A 17,542-nucleotide genomic window follows, 5' to 3' on the forward strand; every position below is an offset into this window, starting at 1 on the left:
TCTACACACCCTTATTACTGAAATTTCTCTTTCCATTCGTTACGAACGCTATCATAATTCTCATTCACCCAATCGATATCCAGATCAAGTGCATTTTCTTTTATGTTGTCAAGTGTCAGAGGTGTTTTAGACTCAACTTCAGGATCGATTGGAATATGGTACCAGTCTGCTAGTATTTGTTGAGCCTCTTTCGATAAAAGGAAGTCGATGAATTCTTGTCCACCCTCTTCATTTGGTGCATTATCGACTATCGCAGCAGGATTTGTTAAAATTGGTGTTTTGTCAGGTACAATAAAGTCAATTGTTTCACCGTTTGCTTTCTGCTCGTATGCCATAAAGTCAAAACCGATTCCTATATGAGCTTCACCTTTTGCTACTGCTGTTGTTGGAGCTGAACCTGAGTCAGGTAAAGAGTTCGCTTGTTCAACTAGCTCCTCAAAATAAGCCCATCCCTCTTCTTCTCCTTGCTCCATCATTTGGCTCAATACCATCAATGTGGACGTTCCTGATGCTGCTGGATTTGAGAATTGGATTTTCCCTTCCCATTTTGGATCGAGTAAGTCATCCCATGTTTTCGGTGCTTCCTCCTCTGTTACTAACTCCGTGTTATAGGCAAAGCCCATTACGAAAACCTCTACTCCAACGTAATGACCATCTTGGTGTTTTACTTTAATACCATTTTCCACGACATCCCAGTCTTTTGAAGCATCTGGCTCATACACACCAATAATTCCTTTATCAATAGCTTCCTCGAAAGATAAGATACCACCACCGCCGTACCAAACATCTCCTTGAGGATTATCTTTCTCCGCCATCATTTTATTGACCAAAATGTTCGTTCCTGCATAATGCACGTCAACCTTTTGATCACTCACATCTTCAAACTTTTGAGCTAACTCCTTCGTCAGCTCTGGCGTCTCAGGCGAGTACAACGTAATACGATCTGATCCTGAATCCCCGGCACATCCCACTAAAATTGAGCCCGCTAGCATAACAGAAGCAGCCAAACCTCTCATTTTCATCATGAAACCCTCCTATCAATTATTTTATTGCTTGCACAAATAACAGAAAAAAAGAGAAAACCCGCAAATGCAAACCCGTGTAAGGGTTTACATTTGCGGGTTTTCTCTAATTTCTCTAACCACTTATTTGAATACTTCTTATTATATCAACTGTATGTTAAATAGCAATTAATAGTTTTAAATATTATGAATATTATTTACTTTTATTGAAATAGCTGTTTTTTCCCTGTGCTATTTCTTACATTTGTGAAGAGAATGTTAAAACTCACCCGCAGTCTCTTTATCTCGGAGGAAAATTAAAGCGCCAGTTCTTTTTCACGGAAGAACTAGCGCTTTTTTCACATATCTATTAAGAGACGATCTGACTGTTATTTGATGTACCTCTTTCTCTCTTTCATTCTTCTAATGATAAAATTTAAACGTGCTCACTCGCCCTTTTCTCCGCTGGCCTCACAAGACCAAAATAAGCAGACAGTGCTAGAAAGCTAGTAGAAAACATAATCACACCCATAGGAACGGCTGTATCTTCTCCAGCTATCCCTACTAGTGGAGCCGTAATCGATCCGAGGAGAAACGGCAATAAACCGAGCATAGCAGACGCACTTCCTGCAATATGCCCTTGGCTCTGCATAGCGAGTGTGAATGATGCAGTTGCGACCATGCCGATTGACATAACAAAAAAGAATAAAGGAATGACTAATGACAGCAAAGGTCCATCAAGTAGCACAGCAATGACAAGTGCCGTAGTCACTGTACCTGCCAACGACAACCCTGCCATCAAAAAACGTTTCTCAGGTACAAGGTGCGATAACCGAGCAACAAGCTGTGTCCCCATAATCAGTCCAAATCCATTCATACCAAATAACAAACTAAATTGCTGTGGTGATACTCCATAAATATTTTGATACACAAATGGAGTACCAGATACATAGGCAAAAACACCCGCAATCATGAAGCCTTGTGCTAAAGCATATCCAGCAAACTGGCGATTTTTAACCAATGATAGAAAATTTTTCAACGTTTGAGAAATTGTACTCGGTACACGATTTTCAGGTGGTAATGTTTCTTCTAATTTTAACGATACAACTAAAAATAAAAGAAATCCTACAGCACCTAACACAACAAAAATCCCATTCCAGCTTGTGAAAAGAAGGATCCCACTCCCTCCAATCGGTGCAAGAATTGGCGCCAAATTACTAACGAGCATAAGCATCCCAAAAAATTTCGTAAGCTCTCGTCCGCTATACATATCTCGAACAATGGCGCGTGAAATGACAATACCAGCAGAAGCTGCGAAACCTTGAAGAAAACGCGCTCCGATTAAAAAACTAATATTAGGTGACAAAGAAATAGCTAACGATGCAAATAAATATGCCATGAGAGCGATAAGTAACGGTTTTTTACGTCCAATCGCATCACTCATTGGACCCATAATAAGCTGCCCCGCACCTAAGCCGAGAAGACACGCCGTTAAACTCAGTTGAACGGATGACGCACTTGTTTGCAACTCGCTCGCGATAGTAGGGAATGAAGGCAAATACATATCAATCGTAAGAGGTCCCATTGCTCCAAGCGCTCCAAGTAATAAAGCCAATTTAATTCGTCTCTTTCCAGTCATTGCTTCCATCCTTCATAACGACCTTTCTTAGTGAAATAAAAAAAACGATAAGGCTGACACCATAGAGGTATCAGCCTTTAAATGATCCTACTTAATTCAAAAGAATTAAACACTCTCAACTTATACACTTCTATTGAAGTAGCATCCTCGCTACTATTTTTTCGGTATTCTTGGGCATGACTCATCTGCTTCAGCATCTGACCCATGTCGAATACGTATTTCATTTAGATAAACGAAACTTTCCACCTATCATATCAAAGTAAATCTTCGAAGTCACCCAACCAACCTCGATCAGCTCAGATTAATATGGCACTTACTATTTCAAGAAGTTAATAAAGTACAAGTAAAGGCGCATGAATGATCATGCGCCTCTTACAGTCCATACGTGCAGGAATATACAATTTACTCAGCTTCTTTTTCCATTAATTTTTTATCAAATTCCACAAGCAATGTACTCGTTTGGAATAGTTCCATCACTTTTAACTTTAAAACGAAAGGAGCATTATTTTTTTTGAGCCAATCATGGATCTGCACTTCATTCATCTTTTCATGCCTCCTTCACATATTAGGTAAAAAACACTGGTCGTAACGCCACTTTTTAGATGAACATCATTTGTGTCACGCCGACCAGTGTTCTTCTTAAATATAGTTTATGGGATTGGTTTCATGTCAATAAGTAAATAAAATTGATTTTGGTATAAAAATTATTTGATAGAGCATACAACCACCCTAAGGATGCTAAGAGTGATCAATTACAAATTTCAGGTGGATTACTACGGCCACATTTATTCCCTTTGAAATTGTTAGGATCTATGATATTTTGATCTTCGATATCGAAAAAAGGAAACATCCCATTACCGAACGCACGATTAAAGAAAACATCATTGTCGTTAGAAAATTCATTTAATAAAATACCGTCGTCACCATTACCATTAGCTCTATTCCCTTTAATAAGGTTTCTATCTGAACCGGCTAAGATAATACCATTATCAACATTACCTTTAACGTTATTCCCTTTCATCATGTTGCTATCTGAATTATTGGCTAAAAAAATACCATTACCCTCATTCTTATTAATGGTATTTCCTTTCATCAGGTTACTAGTCGAAGTGGATAATACAATACCATTACTACCATTCTCCTTAACGTTATTCCCTTTCATCATGTTGCTATCTGAATTGTCTATGGTAATACCCTCAACAGTATTCTCATTAACGGAATTCCCTTTTATCATATTGCCATCTGATTCGGTTAAATCAATACCGTCAGTACTATTATCCTTAACGATATTCCCTTTCATCAGATTGCTAGACGATTGGAATAATTCTATACCAACATCAAAATTTTGAATGATGAAATTCTGCACTAACACGCCAGACCTGTCAGAAAGATCCATACCTGTACCTGCTCCTCCATCTAATACAGGTATCACTTTTCCTATCCCAATCTTGATATTATCTTTATTAATGGTGACTGCGTCATAAGGACCACCACTGGCTTTTACTAATATGATATCTCCTGCATTGGCATTATCGACTGCCAGTTGAATCGTTAGAAAATCATCAGGAACGACGATTGTTTTTTCGTTAAAGAAAAGGATTCCTGCCACGATGACGACACCTACGAAAAGTACCCCAACAAACGTATTTTCACTTCACTTATACTTTATGATGAAGACCTCGTTATATGTTGTTGATAGAAAAAAGGCTACCAAGTTCAACAAGAACGGTATTCGGTGTGTGAAATAAAAAAATACCCCTCCGCCAAATGATATGACCCCCCTATAGTAGACAGAAAAAAGAAACCATCTTAATCAACTGACCTAGCGATATGAGACACCTATAAAACACCCCTTTAGGGTGCTAGCGCTCCAAACTCTTTTGGAGTAAGGTAGCCTAATTTTTCTTGGATTCTTTCTTTATTGTAATATTCCATATACTCATCAATTTTTGATACGACCTGATCAAAGCAATCGACTTCGCTTCCATATAAAAAAAACACCCCGAAGGATGATAAGAGTGATCAATCACAAATATCGGTTGGGACACTAGTGCCACATTTATTTCCTTTGAAATTGTTGTTGTTGCTAAGAAGTTGATCTACGATATCGAACGTATTATCGAACGCACGATTGAAGAAAACATCATTGTCGCTAGAAAATTCATTTAATAAAATACCGTCGTCACCATTACCATTAGCTCTATTCCCTTTAATGAAGTTTTTATCTGAACCGTCTAAGAAAATACCATTATCAACATTATTATTAACGGTATTCCCTTTAATGAGGTTGCTAGTTGAATTGCGAAATTCTATACCCTGACCACTATTACCATTAATGTTATTCCCTTTCATCATGTTGCTAGTTGAATTTGATAATAAAATACCATCACTCACATTCTCATTAACCTTATTTCCTTTAAACATATTGTTATCTGAGCTGGATAAGAAAATACCAAGAGTACCATTCTCATTAACCTTATTCCCTATGACCGTGTTGTTAGCTGAAATGTTTAGGTGAATACCCCGTCTACCATTCTCATTAACCTTATTCCCTATAATCATGTTGCTATCTGAAATGTCTAAAGTAATACCTCGTTGACCATTCTGATTAACGTTATTCCCTTTGATTATATTGCTATCTGAATCGTCGTCTAAGAAAATACCTCGTTGAACATTCTCATTAACGTTATTTCCTTTGATCATGTTGCTATCTGCACCGTTTAAGAGGAGAATACCCCGGGTACCATTCTGATTAACGTTATTCCCTTTGATCATGTTGCTATCTGAACCGTCTAAGGTAATACCCCGGGCATTATTCTCATTAACGTTATTCCCTTTGATCATGTTGCCATCTGAACTGTCTACGAGAATACCATTATTAGTAAAGTTTTTAACAATAAAATTATTTACCAACACGCCAGGATTATTAATAGTTATACCATCAGGACCTAACGCAGCTGTCCCATCTAGTACAGGCTTCTCTTTCCCTATCCCAATCAGTTTGATATTTTCTTTATCAATGACGACGTTTTCCTCATAAGGAGTCCCATCTTCTTTTGCTTTTACTAAGATAATATCTCCTGGATCGGCTGCTATGACTGCGGATGAAATCGTAGGAAATTCATCCGTCGACACCATGAGTATTTTTTCGTTAAAGAAAAGGATCCCTACCACGATGACGACACCTACGAAAAGTACCCCAACAAACGTGAGAAGGATAGCCGTCACTAAACCCTTGTTTTTTGACGTTTTCAATCCTTCTTCAGTGACACTTTTCATCTTTCAAGCATTTGAACACAAACTTAGCAATAAGAAATAGGGTAATGACTGCAAATATAATCCCTATAATAAGGACGATAATCGCGGGGATGACAACCACAGCAAACCATATTTCTCCGAAACCTAATACGATCAATGCTGTAGCGATAATAATAGCGTTCGATAAGGCAGCCCAACAAAGAGCCGTGCCCACTCCTTCACATGCACAACAAGATTTTACTTCACTCACGGTTTTCCACCTCTTTTTGGTTATTTTTACTGATCATCTAACTCACCTTATACCTTATGACTGACGACACCTAGTTATGTTTTTTAATAGGATCCACTAACAGGAATGCTCTTCAAAATAAAAAGCACCCCAAAGGATGCTCCGCTTGATCAATTACAAATACCGAATTGGTTACTATTATCACATTTATTCCCTTTGAAATTGTTGACACCGAAATTGCTAATATCGTCACCCATATTACCGAACGCACGATTAAAGAGCACATCATTGTCGTTAGAATTTGCAGATAAGGTTATACCATCAAGATCATTATCATTAGCTGTATTCCCTTTAATTGTGTTGTTACCTGAATCGTCTTGCAATACAATACCATTACTATTCCCATTAACAGTATTCCCTTGAACCAAATTTGTATCCGAATTGTCTAATTCAATACCAATAGAATTATCACTACAAGTATTCCCTATAATCATGTTGCTATTTGAATCGCCTACAAAAATTCCGTCAATACTACCATTACAAATATTCCCTTTAACCATATTGCCATCTGAATTAGATACGCTAATACCAGTAATAGTAAAATTTTGGATAATAAAATTCTTCACCCGCACGCCAGAAGTATTCATAATAGTTATACCATTAGGATCCACATTATTACCATCTAGTACGGGTTTCTTTTTCCCTATCCCAATCAGTTTGATGTCCTCTGTATTAATGGTGACGCCCTCATAAGGACCACCACTGGCTTTTACTACTATGATATCTCCTGGATTGGCGCCATTTACTGCCTCTTGAATCGTATCAGCATCATCAGGTACAACTATTGTTTTTTCGTTAAAAAAAAGAAACACTAATACAGTGACGATACCTAAGAAAAGTACCCCAACAAAAGTAAGAAGTATAGCCGTCACTAAACCCTTGTTTTTTGATGTTTTCAATCCTCCACCTCCCTACACTCGAGAAGAACTGTCATATAAGGCTTCTAAACTGTAACTGTGTTTTCAGTGATACTTTGTATCTTTTAAGAGCCACTCTTGTTAAATATTTTTGCGTCATTTTTGTATTCACACTTATACTTTATGGGAGAACACATACTTATGTTCCGAAAAAAGAACCTACTAACAAAACGAGGAAAACACATATACATTAAGATACTTTCTGAAAGAAATCAGCTTTATTACTATTGGCTAAGAAGATAAAGAGAAAGAGAGCCTTATAGCTCTCTCGTCATTACATCAATCCATACAGATAGTAGCGGGAAACGATGTTCCACACTTATTTCCTTCAAAGACATTATTAGTACCATCATCTTGGATATCTAAGTCTGCATTACGTAATATCCGATTAAACAAGAACTGATTATCATCAGAATCGACGTCTAAAAGAATACCTTGTTTGCCATTTTTATCAATCTTATTTCTTTGAATCTTGTTACCATCGGAGTTGTTGAAGAAAATGCCCTCCTCTTCATTGCCAACAATCTTATTTCCTTTAATCGTGTTATCATGGGCAAAATCACCCACTCGAATACCATCTCGCTTATTTCCCGTAATGACATTTCTTGAAATGACGGAATCGGAACAAAATTACTAAAATCTGCGTTGTACTATCTTTTTTCTTTTAGTGAAAATAATGAGATTACGCTATGTGTTGGACTGGATAATGAAAAAGCAATCCACCTTTATAAAGCAGCAGTATTCAAAGTTGAGCATGAATTAGTTAACTATGAATGCATGTAAAATTGGACTTGGATCGATTACACTTATCTCTTTGACTACAAGCTAAAAACCACATGATCCATGTGGTTTTTTACGTTGATTTTCTTTTAATCAGCTCTAATTCTATTGTGTTATTGAAAGGAACATCTTGATTCTGAATCATACTATACAATAGGTTTGCTGCTGTCTCTCCAGCTTCTATCATCGGATTAATGGATGTAAGTTCTACGATCTTAGAAATAGGTTGGTTGCCAAAACCGATGATCGCTAATTCTTCCGGTATCTTTATCCCCTGTTTTTTTGCTTCATAGATTATTCCGGTAGCTACGTGATCACTTCCCACAACCATTGCAGTCGGGCGAGATGGTTGCCCAATAATTTCTTTTGCCACCTCAACTCCATCTTCAATCGTATATCGTTCCTCAAAATACCAGTCATCTCTCCAATTTAAATGATATTCCTTTTGAAGGTTAAAAAAGGATTTTTTTCTCGTTGTCCCCACACCACTTTGGGGACTACCTATACACAAACCAATTTCTTGATGTCCTTGATCTCTCAAGTGATCAACTGCCATCTTGATGCTAGATTCATGATTAGCATACACCTTGGCAATCTTATTACTTTTAGAGTATTCACAGGAAACAATTTTCCCAAAATAGGAAAGTTCATCAATCACACTGGTGGGACTCACACTTGACCCTAAAATAAGACCATCAATCATCTTGTACTTCAACATGTTAAAGAACTCTAACTCTTTTTTCGGATCGTTATTAGACTGGTGTACGAGCAAACTATAATTATGCTTATCGAACTCTTTCCCGATCCTTTCGATTAGATCACTAAAATAAGGATGATTAATTTTGTGTACGATAATACCAATTACATTTGTCTTTCCTCTGGATAGGTTTATCGCATTCAAGTTAGGGACATAATTTAGTTCTTTTATTGCCTTTAATACAGCCTCTCGTTTTTCAGCATTGACATAGGAATGATGATTAAGAACTCTAGATACAGTTGTTCGAGAGACTTTCGCTCTTTTCGCTATCTGTGTAATATTACTCATCCGTACGATCCCTCACTATTCCTCAACATAAGAGAATGTGGCATTCTAGCTTATGCAAGAGTTGATCAAAAAACCTACAAGTAATCCAAGACACAGTACCACGATAATCGTTCTAAGACCATCAGGCGCCCATTCAATACAATAGCAAGAAGAAAAGCGATCGCTTAAGCTCGTAATAAAAAGGAATTTGAGCACTTTATCTAAAGCTGAAGTACATAATGTCATGTGGTTTTTTACGTTGATTTTCTTTTAATTAGTTCTAATTCTATTGTGTTAATGAAAGGCACAGTTTGATTCTGAATGATACTATGCAATAGATTTGCTGCTGTCTCACCAATTTCTATAATCGGTTGATTGATTGATGTAAGCTCTACTACCTCAGAAATAGGTTGGTTATCAAAACCGATGATTGCTAATTCTTCTGGTATCTTTACCCCCTGTTTTTTTGCTTCATAGATCATTCCAGTAGCTACGTGATCATTCCCCACAACCATTGCAGTCGGGCGAGATGGTTGCCCAAAAATTGTTTTTGCCACCTCAGCCCCATCCTCAATCGTATATCGTTTATCGAAATACCAATCGTCTCTCCAACTTAAACGATATTCCTTTTGAAGGTTGAAAAAAGATTTCTTTCTCGTTATCCCTACACCACTTTTGGGGTTTCCTATACATAAACCAATTTCTTGATGCCCTTGATCTTTCAAATGATCAACTGCCATCTTAATACCAGATTCATGATTAACAAACACCTTGGCAACTTTACTGCTATCAGAGTATTCGCAGGAAACAATTTTCCCGAAATGCGAAAGTTCGTCAATCACACCGGTGGGACTCACACTGGATCCTAAAATAAGACCATCAATCATCTTGTACTTCAACTTGTTAAAAAACTCTAATTCTGTTTTAGGATCGTTATTAGACTGATGGACGAGTAAACTATAATTATGCTTATTGCACGCTTTCCCAATTCCTTCTATTAGATTACTAAAAAAAGGATGACCAATTTTGGGTACAATTACTCCAAATACATTTGTTCTTCCCCTGGATAAGTTTATAGCATTTAAGTTAGGGACATAATTTAGTTCTTCTATTACCTTTAATACAGCCTCTCGTTTTTCAGTATTGACATAGGGGTGATTATTGAGAACTCTAGATACCGTCGTTCGAGAGACTTTCGCTCTTTTTGCTATCGCTGTAATGTTACTCATTCACACTACCCCTCACTATTAAAGCACGTGGCATTCCTACCTTATGCAAAAGCTGATCAAAAACACCTACGAGTAATCCAAGACACAGTACCACGATAATGGTTCCAAGTCCAACAGGTCCTTTCAACACAATGGCAAGAACAAAAGCGATCGCTTCTGTGATCGTTTTAGTAATATTGATTCCCCACCCTGTACGGTCAGTAATCGCTAGCATAAGTTCATCATTAGGAACAGATGGAAAGGAAGCTCGTAAATAAATCGTGATTCCAAAAGCCAATATACTTAACCCTCCAAAAAATAAACACCACTTGATCCACAAACTATCCACTTGCACGAAGCTAAGAAGCTTTAAATTCAAAAGGTCAACAAACACGCCAATAATAAGAATAGGAATAAAACCGGCTACATTTGGGGCACTCCTTTTAATTGTACTATTCACAAAAATTAATACTCCACCAACAATAAAGACCCACGATCCAATTGTTAATCCAATTTTTTCTGATAACGCAACATTTAATGCATCCCATGGAGCGATTCCCACATTCGATTTGATCGTGAGAACAACCCCTAAGGATAAGACAAAGAGCCCCGCTAAATACATGAGACATCGAAAAAAGAAGTTGTTCATTTTTACTACCTTCCCGTGAGACCGCTACTGACCATCTCATTCTCTTGTATATACTTGTTAAAAGCGTACGCCACACCACATTCATTATTTGATAACGTCTTAAAGGTGGCTATCTTAATGAGCTCTTCTTCTGCATTTCCCATAGCTATTCCCATTCCCGCTACATGGAACATGGGCATATCATTTAGATTATCTCCGATCACTACCGTATTCTTCACCGTCGTTCCATAATAGTCGCAAAGTTTGTGTAAGCCTATCCCCTTATCTACACCTACACTCATAATTTCTAGATTAAATTCTCCTGAACTAGAGACGACACAGCCACCAAGTTGATTAAAATATTCCTTTGCGCGTTTAAGTTTACTTGTGTCTGGAGAAACGACCATTAATTTAACAATTGAATCATAATCTGTAGGATGAATCGTACCTCTCACTTCTTGTAAACCATTTTGTTCGATTGTAACTTTAATGGATTCCCAAAAGTGATCTTTGTTAAAACTAGGATCTTGTTTTACTACTTCGTGCAGTTCTTCTTCCAGATGATGTATTCCTCGATCTGATACAACAATTTTATCCGATAAATATGGTTGATAATACGTATTCTCCTCGTTCAGCCACTGGATAATCGGTTGAGTGATATGTGGATCCATGAATTGTTCATCTATTTTTTTATTATCTACATAGATTTGAGCCCCGTTTGATGCAATGATCGGGCAATTCAACCCATATTTCTCTATAATATTCTGAGCATCAAACAGCGCCCTACCTGTTGCAATAGAAATAATACTACCTTGCTGTTGTGCTTCTCTTATAGCTCTTACATTCTCTTCATGAATCGTTAAGTCCTCTGATAAAAGCGTACCATCTAAATCAATTGCGACCACTTTCATGTTGTTTACCTCATTTCGTGGATTTTAAAGTGCATCGCCATTATAAAATATGGTACGCGTTTCATGTCAAACAGTCTTTGTTTTTCATTAAGATTCATCATCGCATTTGTTAACTACAAAGCAGGTGGACCCTTCAAACAAACGTTTGATTAGTGTCACCGGTATCGTGTTTTTATAGGCTGGATTCATGCTGAAAAGACATTAAAAGAGGGACTTGGAAATAAACGAGTGGGTAAATCAATTTCGATTATCATCGTTAATGTCGTGGTATGGTTTTTTCTATTTTGTGATATTCATCGATTTTTAACACATCATGACCACATCCTACATAATTGAACTGTGATCACCTTTCATCTGTGTAGCTGACCTTTAAAGTTTCTCCATGGAAAGTGTATTTATGTATGGCGATGAACGTATCATGTTCAGCGCGATTAAAATGAAGGAAACCTTCTTATGTATAAAAAATCCCGACAAAGCCACCCTAATACGTAAACTATACATCACTAGGAGGTATTTTGATGGGATTCATTTTTTATTTAATCGTTGGTGGACTGATTGGTTGGCTAGCAGGAGTGATTTTAGGCAAAGACATTCCAGCTGGGATTTTAGGAAATATTGTAGCTGGTATCATCGGCGCTTGGTTGGGCGGAGTGCTGCTTAGTGACTTCGGTCCAATCATTGCAGGAATCGCAATCATTCCTGCACTTATCGGCGCCATCATCCTAGTCTTCATTGCCAGCTTCATCTTAAAAGCACTGCGGTAAGTATGTAAAGAAATCAAGCCATTCCCTTACAAATAGGTAATGGCTTTTTCTACTTTCTTTATAATACTGTTTTCTGATAAGCTCTTTGGTAGAGTGTCTCACTATTAAGCCAAAGGAGTTATAAAAATAATGAAAAAAACAGTGAATGTAGTTGGCGCCATTATTCAAAATGAAAACAAGGACATTTTATGTGCGCTTCGTTCTCCAGAAATGTCATTACCTAACTATTGGGAGTTTCCTGGCGGGAAAATTGAACAAGATGAAGCACCTGAAGAAGCTTTAAAAAGAGAGATTCAAGAAGAACTTGGATGTGAAATTGAAGTTTTCAACAAAGTAGAGAATACTACATACGAATACGATAAAATCATTGTTCAACTGCACACCTACAAATCTAAGATTGCAATCGGCACACCAAAAGCCAAAGAGCACGCTGAATTAAAATGGGTGCCCACCTCCTTACTACACGAGTTAGAATGGGCACCCGCTGATATTCCTGCGGTCGATAAACTATTATCGGATGAAATCAATAAATAAGTCTTCTGGAATTGGCTGGTGAAGCTCCCATATAATGTTCATCGGCTTATCTCCATGACTTTTCCGGTAATCAATTTCACCTAAATACGTAAATGGTAGAGTCATACCATGCATCTCGGTAAATTTTCTAACAAATAAATGTATATGGATCTCACATTTTTTGTGATTAATATAGTCTTGACCCACCGAAGAAGTATGAGATGTCTGGTTCTGACTTTGCCAATGAAAGTTCTTAGGATCAACGAAATAGTCTTTATAAAGAAGATGTTCATCGACTTTTTCTGATTTGTTCAGGGTAATAAACAACAAGTAATGATTGTCTACTTTGCTAACACCCTCACGCCATGTTCCTTCTTTTGCGCTTGCTTCAAATAAAAATATTAAATCATTTCGAGTATAATTTTGATAGATTTCTAACTTCTTTTCTTCTTCTAATACGTGATTCAATTTATAAGACCTTCTAAATTCAGTCAAACCGTACTCTAGTCGATCTGCATAATACTGTGAAACATCCTTTTCTTCATATAAAGCTATAATTTTGGAATCCACATTAAACATCTCATCCTCAACAGAACCAAATCTTAATGTCTGTTTTTTATACGGTTTAGAAAGTCGGTCCATGGCACGGACAATAATCGTTCTATGTCCCTCACTAGATAGATTAATGGAGAATTTCTTCTCTAAATAATGAATTACATCATCGACTGTAACTGTATGTTTTGTTCGAGCAAAATCTAGTATCGCAAATTCATATGGCCACTTCAAAGGTAGTTGCTGTTCTAGTCTTTCAAATACTTCACTTTTTAACGTATCCTTTATATAAGCTTCCTCTTGTTCGTTTAAATCTTTCATCGCTTTTTTCGTTTTCAGCCATGATTTGTACTTATAGATGAAATAGGTCAAGCTAGGTGATTGGTCAGAATATAAAAAGTCCATAATTTCTGGTGATCGCCCAATCTCTTTTTTAAATTGATGATATAGGTTTTTAAGCATTTCACTAGAATTCATACGAATAGCGTCAATTCGATCAAGAACTTCTCTTTGAGTGACTGGATCTAAATCAATATATGAACCTGCTGGAGCATCGGCAAAACCGTGAAGAACTGAAATTCTTAGTGAATCTTTATCGAAACCTTTAGCATTTGTTTGTCCAGATAAGGCAAGCGGAACAACAAATGACTTTTGGTAATTTCCAATGAAATCTAATACAGTCACAAATTCTTTTCCTGTAATCCTCCTTAAACCACGACCTAATTGTTGAATAAATATTGTGGAAGATTCCGTTGGACGCAAGAACAATAATAAATTCACTTTAGGAATGTCTACACCTTCGTTAAAAATATTGATCGTAAAGATGATTTGCAGTGGATCATTAGGATCTTCTAAACGAGCAATAATTTTCGAACGATACTCTACAGAATCTGCACCTGTTAAATAGGTAGTGTTATACCCTCTAAGATTAAATTCTTCGCTCATAAATTGTGCATGTTCAATTGATACACAAAAACCTAGACAATGCAGTGTGTCGCCATCATAACCATATGTTTTTACCTTTTCGATAATGTACTCAACCCTCTGGTGTGTTGACAGAGCTTTCGTTAACTGTTTCTCATCATACGTGCCATTGCGCACAGTAATTACTGTGTAGTCAGTCGTTGTATCTGAAACACCAAAATAGTGAAAGGGTACAAGAAGCTGAGCTTGAAGCGCATCTCTCAATCTGATTTCATATACCACATTGTTATCACACAAGGCTAATACATCTTTACCATCCATCCGTTCTGGTGTGGCGGTTAATCCTAGCAAGAATGATTGGTTAAAATAGTTTAATACCTTCAGATAGGTCGCGGCTTCAGCATGATGAAATTCATCGATAATAATGTAATCGAAAGCATCCCGCTCAAAACGTTCTAGAACATGATCTTTATGTAATGATTGGATTGTACTAAATAAAAATGGACGATCAAACTCTTTTGATGTACCAGCTAATTTCCCAAACAAACTTTCATCTTTGAAAAGAGTATTAAACGTTTTAATCGCACCATCCAATAATTCTTCACGATGTGCAATAAACAATAAACGTTTAGGTTTAAAAGCATAAACATCAAAAGCAGATAAGAATGTTTTACCCGTTCCTGTCGCCGCGATAATAACTCCTTTTGTATTGCCATTCTTACGCGTCAAAGCAAGGTTTTTAAGTGCTTCTTTCTGCATTTCGTTTGGTGTAATTTCAATTGAAGTGGCATATGGTGCCTTCTCTTCTTGAACAAACATTTGATTTTTCTTATTTAAAGATGACGTAAATTGTTCGTATTCAACTAAGAATTCTTCCGTAGGGATGATAGCTTTATCATCGTGCCACATATTTTTAAAAAATGCTTGTGTTTGTTTATATGCGGGTAAATGTTCTGAATCTGGAATTTTCACATTCAGTTCATGACCATTTATTAAGGCAGAATGTGATAAATTGGACGATCCTATGATCACTGAATTCAATTCAGTATGACGTTTAAACAAATAAGCTTTGGTATGGAATGATTCATTTTTTACAGGAAGTACCTTTACCTCTACATTTTTAAATTGAAGAAGATGGCGGAGAGCTTTTGCCTCCGTAATCCCAAGATAAGTCGTTGTTAAAATTCGAATAGGAATCTGACGTTTTTCTAGTTCGATCAATGCTTGTGTTAACAACTGAACACCTGACATCCGAACAAAACTTACCATAAAATCAATCTGATCAGCCGTAAGCATCTCATGTTTTAAAGTCTTAAAGAAATTCTTTATCGACTGACGATCATTATGTAAAACGTCCACGCGAGACAAGTATAAGTCTTCTTTTAGAGGGATGGCTGGTAAATTATATGAATAGGTAATCATCGATAAGGGCATTGATAAATCTTTTTTATCATTGCCAAGTAATTTATGAATTTGACCTGTTAGCTTAAAGATTTCTTCATATTTATCTTAGGATGCCAACGATTTGAATTTTTGTCCAATCGATCGTGAAGCATGCATAGTTAATACTTCAGTGTATTCGTGAGGAGATAAAGATTGTACTTGCTGACCTTCTGGGTATTGCTTATGTAATTGTTGCAACTCTTCCATAATTCCTGTCTTAGTCATTTGGCACTCCTACTCTAATCATTTTGGTGAAATGTTAGCATATACAAAGGATATAACACAAATCATCTCTAGCCGAAAAACTGTCGTTTTACGGACAATTATTTCGGTTTTGATTTAAACACACCATCCCCCTATATGAATACATTATTAAATCCAATATTTTTTTAAGGGGGGTGTAAAATTGAGTAATTCTCATTGCTCAAAAGTTAATTGGTTTAAAATTGGCATTCTCTTTTTTCTAGGTGGATTTTTACTCCTTGGGTTATTCTTCGTCCTATTTTTTGGTGAAAAAGTAAATCAACAGCCTAATGAGGATTGGAATTTTATTCCTGTTAACTTTACAGAAGTGGATCAATCACATACTGTGTATGAAAACAAAGGAGGATCTCAACCTGTTCTTGCTTCGTTTTTCTTCGCGACAAACCCGAACAATGCGGATTTAACTTCTGACGCTTGTACCGCTGAAGTTACAATGGAAACGAAAAGCGGAAACCTTTCGAAAACAATCACATTCGATCCTGGTCCTGACATGCTTGGTAATGGTAAGCATCTACCTGCAATATTAGTTGGTAAAAAAGTGAATAAAGTGACCGTAAAAGCTACCGAGATAGAAGATGGTGAATTTAAAGTATGTAGAATGATTTTTAATGGAGTTAATGGAAGTGACCTTGATTGATTGGACTGTTGGATCGAACAATTCTTATAGAAATAACAAAGACCGCCTTGTACAATAGCTTACTTGGTGGTCTTAGCTTTGGGCTGGTTATACCGTTTTTAACTACAATAGCTGATATTTTTCACATCAGCCCCCTATATGAATACATTATTAAATCCAATAATTCTTTTTTGGGGGTGTAAAATTGAGTAATTCTCATTGCTCAAAAATTAATTGGTTAAAAATTGGAATTCTCTTTTTTCTAGGTGGATTTTTACTCCTTGGGTTATTCTTCGTCATATTCTTTGGTGTAAAAGTCAATCAACAGCCTAATGAAAATTGGTTAAATATTCCAGTAAACTTAACGGAAGTGGACCAATCACATACTGTGTATGAAAACAAAGGTGGATCTCAACCTGTTCTTGCTTCGTTTTTCTTCGAGACAAACAATTTCGATGAGAATTTAACTTCGGACGCTTGTACCGCTGAAGTGACAATGGAAACGAAAAACGGAAACCTTTCGAAAACGATCACATTCGATCCTGATCCTTTTCCTGGTAATGGTAACCACCTACCTGCAATATTAGTTGGTAAAAAAGTGAATAAAGTGACCGTAAAAGCTACCGAAATAGAAGATGGTGAAGTATGTAGAATGGTTTTTGAGGGCGCTAATGGAAGTGACCTTGATTGATTGGACTGTTGGATCAAGAACCGTTCTTATAGAAATAACAAAGACCGCCTTGTACAATCGTTTACTGAAGTGACCCCAAAAAGTTAGACAGGTTATATCATTAGGCAACTTGTTGGGTAT

Annotated in this window: 17 protein-coding genes and 2 pseudogenes; 5 read left to right on the forward strand and 14 right to left on the reverse strand. The window is 36.7% G+C overall.

What is annotated here, in order from left to right; genetic code table 11:
* Nucleotides 1-14: 14 nt before the first annotated feature.
* From AB1471_RS14330 to AB1471_RS14370, 9 genes and pseudogenes are all read right to left on the reverse strand, one after another.
* A complete protein-coding gene (locus tag AB1471_RS14330) occupies nucleotides 15-1,016 on the reverse strand; it encodes an ABC transporter substrate-binding protein (protein WP_496350335.1) in 1,002 nt (333 codons plus the stop codon).
* Nucleotides 1,017-1,437: 421 nt separating this feature from the next.
* Nucleotides 1,438-2,649: a Bcr/CflA family multidrug efflux MFS transporter gene (locus AB1471_RS14335; RefSeq protein WP_367780456.1), complete on the reverse strand. Its 1,212-nt coding sequence runs from the start codon at nucleotides 2,647-2,649 to the stop codon at nucleotides 1,438-1,440.
* Between the two features lie 393 nt (nucleotides 2,650-3,042).
* The gene (locus AB1471_RS14340; RefSeq protein WP_367780457.1) at nucleotides 3,043-3,183 is read right to left on the reverse strand and encodes a hypothetical protein; all 141 of its coding nucleotides are present in this window, start codon (nucleotides 3,181-3,183) and stop codon (nucleotides 3,043-3,045) included.
* Between the two features lie 205 nt (nucleotides 3,184-3,388).
* Nucleotides 3,389-4,249 (reverse strand): right-handed parallel beta-helix repeat-containing protein, encoded by an 861-nt coding sequence (locus tag AB1471_RS14345; protein WP_367780458.1) that lies wholly within the window; start codon nucleotides 4,247-4,249, stop codon nucleotides 3,389-3,391.
* 245 nt (nucleotides 4,250-4,494) lie between these two features.
* Entirely contained in the window at nucleotides 4,495-4,641 is a 147-nt protein-coding gene (locus AB1471_RS14350) for an IS3 family transposase (RefSeq protein WP_367780459.1), read from the reverse strand.
* A 21-nt stretch (nucleotides 4,642-4,662) separates the two neighbouring features.
* Nucleotides 4,663-5,895 carry a right-handed parallel beta-helix repeat-containing protein gene (locus AB1471_RS14355; RefSeq protein WP_367780460.1) on the reverse strand — a complete coding sequence of 411 codons (1,233 nt, stop codon included), beginning with the start codon at nucleotides 5,893-5,895 and terminating at the stop codon, nucleotides 4,663-4,665.
* Nucleotides 5,896-5,902: 7 nt separating this feature from the next.
* Nucleotides 5,903-6,148 (reverse strand): hypothetical protein, encoded by a 246-nt coding sequence (locus tag AB1471_RS14360; RefSeq protein ID WP_367780461.1) that lies wholly within the window; start codon nucleotides 6,146-6,148, stop codon nucleotides 5,903-5,905.
* A gap of 149 nt (nucleotides 6,149-6,297) precedes the next feature.
* The gene (locus AB1471_RS14365) at nucleotides 6,298-7,086 is read right to left on the reverse strand and encodes a right-handed parallel beta-helix repeat-containing protein (RefSeq protein WP_367780462.1); all 789 of its coding nucleotides are present in this window, start codon (nucleotides 7,084-7,086) and stop codon (nucleotides 6,298-6,300) included.
* A gap of 297 nt (nucleotides 7,087-7,383) precedes the next feature.
* Nucleotides 7,384-7,719, reverse strand: a pseudogene (locus AB1471_RS14370) (NosD domain-containing protein); the annotation flags it as partial.
* Between the two features lie 3 nt (nucleotides 7,720-7,722).
* On the opposite strand from AB1471_RS14370, the gene AB1471_RS14375 reads away from it, so the two are divergent.
* On the forward strand, nucleotides 7,723-7,887 hold the full coding sequence (locus tag AB1471_RS14375; protein WP_367780473.1) for a GNAT family N-acetyltransferase: 165 nt from the start codon (nucleotides 7,723-7,725) through the stop codon (nucleotides 7,885-7,887).
* Nucleotides 7,888-7,957: 70 nt separating this feature from the next.
* Here AB1471_RS14375 and AB1471_RS14380 read toward each other — a convergent pair whose 3' ends face one another.
* From AB1471_RS14380 to AB1471_RS14395, 4 genes are all read right to left on the reverse strand, one after another.
* Entirely contained in the window at nucleotides 7,958-8,929 is a 972-nt protein-coding gene (locus AB1471_RS14380) for a LacI family DNA-binding transcriptional regulator (RefSeq protein WP_367780463.1), read from the reverse strand.
* Between the two features lie 233 nt (nucleotides 8,930-9,162).
* Nucleotides 9,163-10,137, reverse strand: coding sequence for a LacI family DNA-binding transcriptional regulator (locus AB1471_RS14385; protein ID WP_367780464.1), 975 nt, complete (start codon nucleotides 10,135-10,137; stop codon nucleotides 9,163-9,165).
* Nucleotides 10,130-10,765: a YczE/YyaS/YitT family protein gene (locus AB1471_RS14390; protein ID WP_367780465.1), complete on the reverse strand. Its 636-nt coding sequence runs from the start codon at nucleotides 10,763-10,765 to the stop codon at nucleotides 10,130-10,132. Before AB1471_RS14390 ends, AB1471_RS14385 begins: the two co-directional genes overlap by 8 nt.
* A 5-nt stretch (nucleotides 10,766-10,770) precedes the next feature.
* Nucleotides 10,771-11,655, reverse strand: coding sequence for a Cof-type HAD-IIB family hydrolase (locus AB1471_RS14395; RefSeq protein WP_367780466.1), 885 nt, complete (start codon nucleotides 11,653-11,655; stop codon nucleotides 10,771-10,773).
* 518 nt (nucleotides 11,656-12,173) lie between these two features.
* On the opposite strand from AB1471_RS14395, the gene AB1471_RS14400 reads away from it, so the two are divergent.
* Nucleotides 12,174-12,419, forward strand: a complete 246-nt coding sequence (locus AB1471_RS14400; RefSeq protein WP_367780467.1) for a GlsB/YeaQ/YmgE family stress response membrane protein — start codon at nucleotides 12,174-12,176, stop codon at nucleotides 12,417-12,419.
* Nucleotides 12,420-12,548: 129 nt separating this feature from the next.
* Nucleotides 12,549-12,953 (forward strand): (deoxy)nucleoside triphosphate pyrophosphohydrolase, encoded by a 405-nt coding sequence (locus AB1471_RS14405; protein WP_367780468.1) that lies wholly within the window; start codon nucleotides 12,549-12,551, stop codon nucleotides 12,951-12,953.
* Here AB1471_RS14405 and AB1471_RS14410 read toward each other — a convergent pair.
* Nucleotides 12,930-16,076 (reverse strand): annotated as a pseudogene (locus AB1471_RS14410) (DUF3427 domain-containing protein). The gene AB1471_RS14405 and the pseudogene AB1471_RS14410 overlap by 24 nt on opposite strands.
* Nucleotides 16,077-16,257: 181 nt before the next feature.
* Here AB1471_RS14410 and AB1471_RS14420 point away from each other — a divergent pair.
* Nucleotides 16,258-16,752 (forward strand): hypothetical protein, encoded by a 495-nt coding sequence (locus AB1471_RS14420; RefSeq protein ID WP_367780470.1) that lies wholly within the window; start codon nucleotides 16,258-16,260, stop codon nucleotides 16,750-16,752.
* 184 nt (nucleotides 16,753-16,936) lie between these two features.
* Complete coding sequence (locus AB1471_RS14425; RefSeq protein WP_367780471.1) at nucleotides 16,937-17,422, forward strand: hypothetical protein; 486 nt, start codon at nucleotides 16,937-16,939, stop codon at nucleotides 17,420-17,422.
* The last annotated feature ends 120 nt before the right edge of the window (nucleotides 17,423-17,542 follow it).

The sequence above is a fragment of the Jeotgalibacillus marinus genome (assembly GCF_040801915.1).
Taxonomy (GTDB): domain Bacteria; phylum Bacillota; class Bacilli; order Bacillales; family Jeotgalibacillaceae; genus Jeotgalibacillus; species Jeotgalibacillus marinus.

Excerpts from the sequence above, each read along its gene's own strand:
- AB1471_RS14330 (WP_496350335.1), bottom strand. The coding sequence starts at position 1,016 with ATGAGAGGTTTGGCTGCTTCTGTTATGCTAGCGGGCTCAATTTTAGTG.
- AB1471_RS14335 (WP_367780456.1), bottom strand. The coding sequence starts at position 2,649 with ATGGAAGCAATGACTGGAAAGAGACGAATTAAATTGGCTTTATTACTT.
- AB1471_RS14340 (WP_367780457.1), bottom strand. The coding sequence starts at position 3,183 with ATGAATGAAGTGCAGATCCATGATTGGCTCAAAAAAAATAATGCTCCT.
- AB1471_RS14380 (WP_367780463.1), bottom strand. The coding sequence starts at position 8,929 with ATGAGTAATATTACACAGATAGCGAAAAGAGCGAAAGTCTCTCGAACA.
- AB1471_RS14385 (WP_367780464.1), bottom strand. The coding sequence starts at position 10,137 with ATGAGTAACATTACAGCGATAGCAAAAAGAGCGAAAGTCTCTCGAACG.
- AB1471_RS14390 (WP_367780465.1), bottom strand. The coding sequence starts at position 10,765 with ATGAACAACTTCTTTTTTCGATGTCTCATGTATTTAGCGGGGCTCTTT.
- AB1471_RS14395 (WP_367780466.1), bottom strand. The coding sequence starts at position 11,655 with ATGAAAGTGGTCGCAATTGATTTAGATGGTACGCTTTTATCAGAGGAC.
- AB1471_RS14400 (WP_367780467.1), top strand. The coding sequence starts at position 12,174 with ATGGGATTCATTTTTTATTTAATCGTTGGTGGACTGATTGGTTGGCTA.
- AB1471_RS14405 (WP_367780468.1), top strand. The coding sequence starts at position 12,549 with ATGAAAAAAACAGTGAATGTAGTTGGCGCCATTATTCAAAATGAAAAC.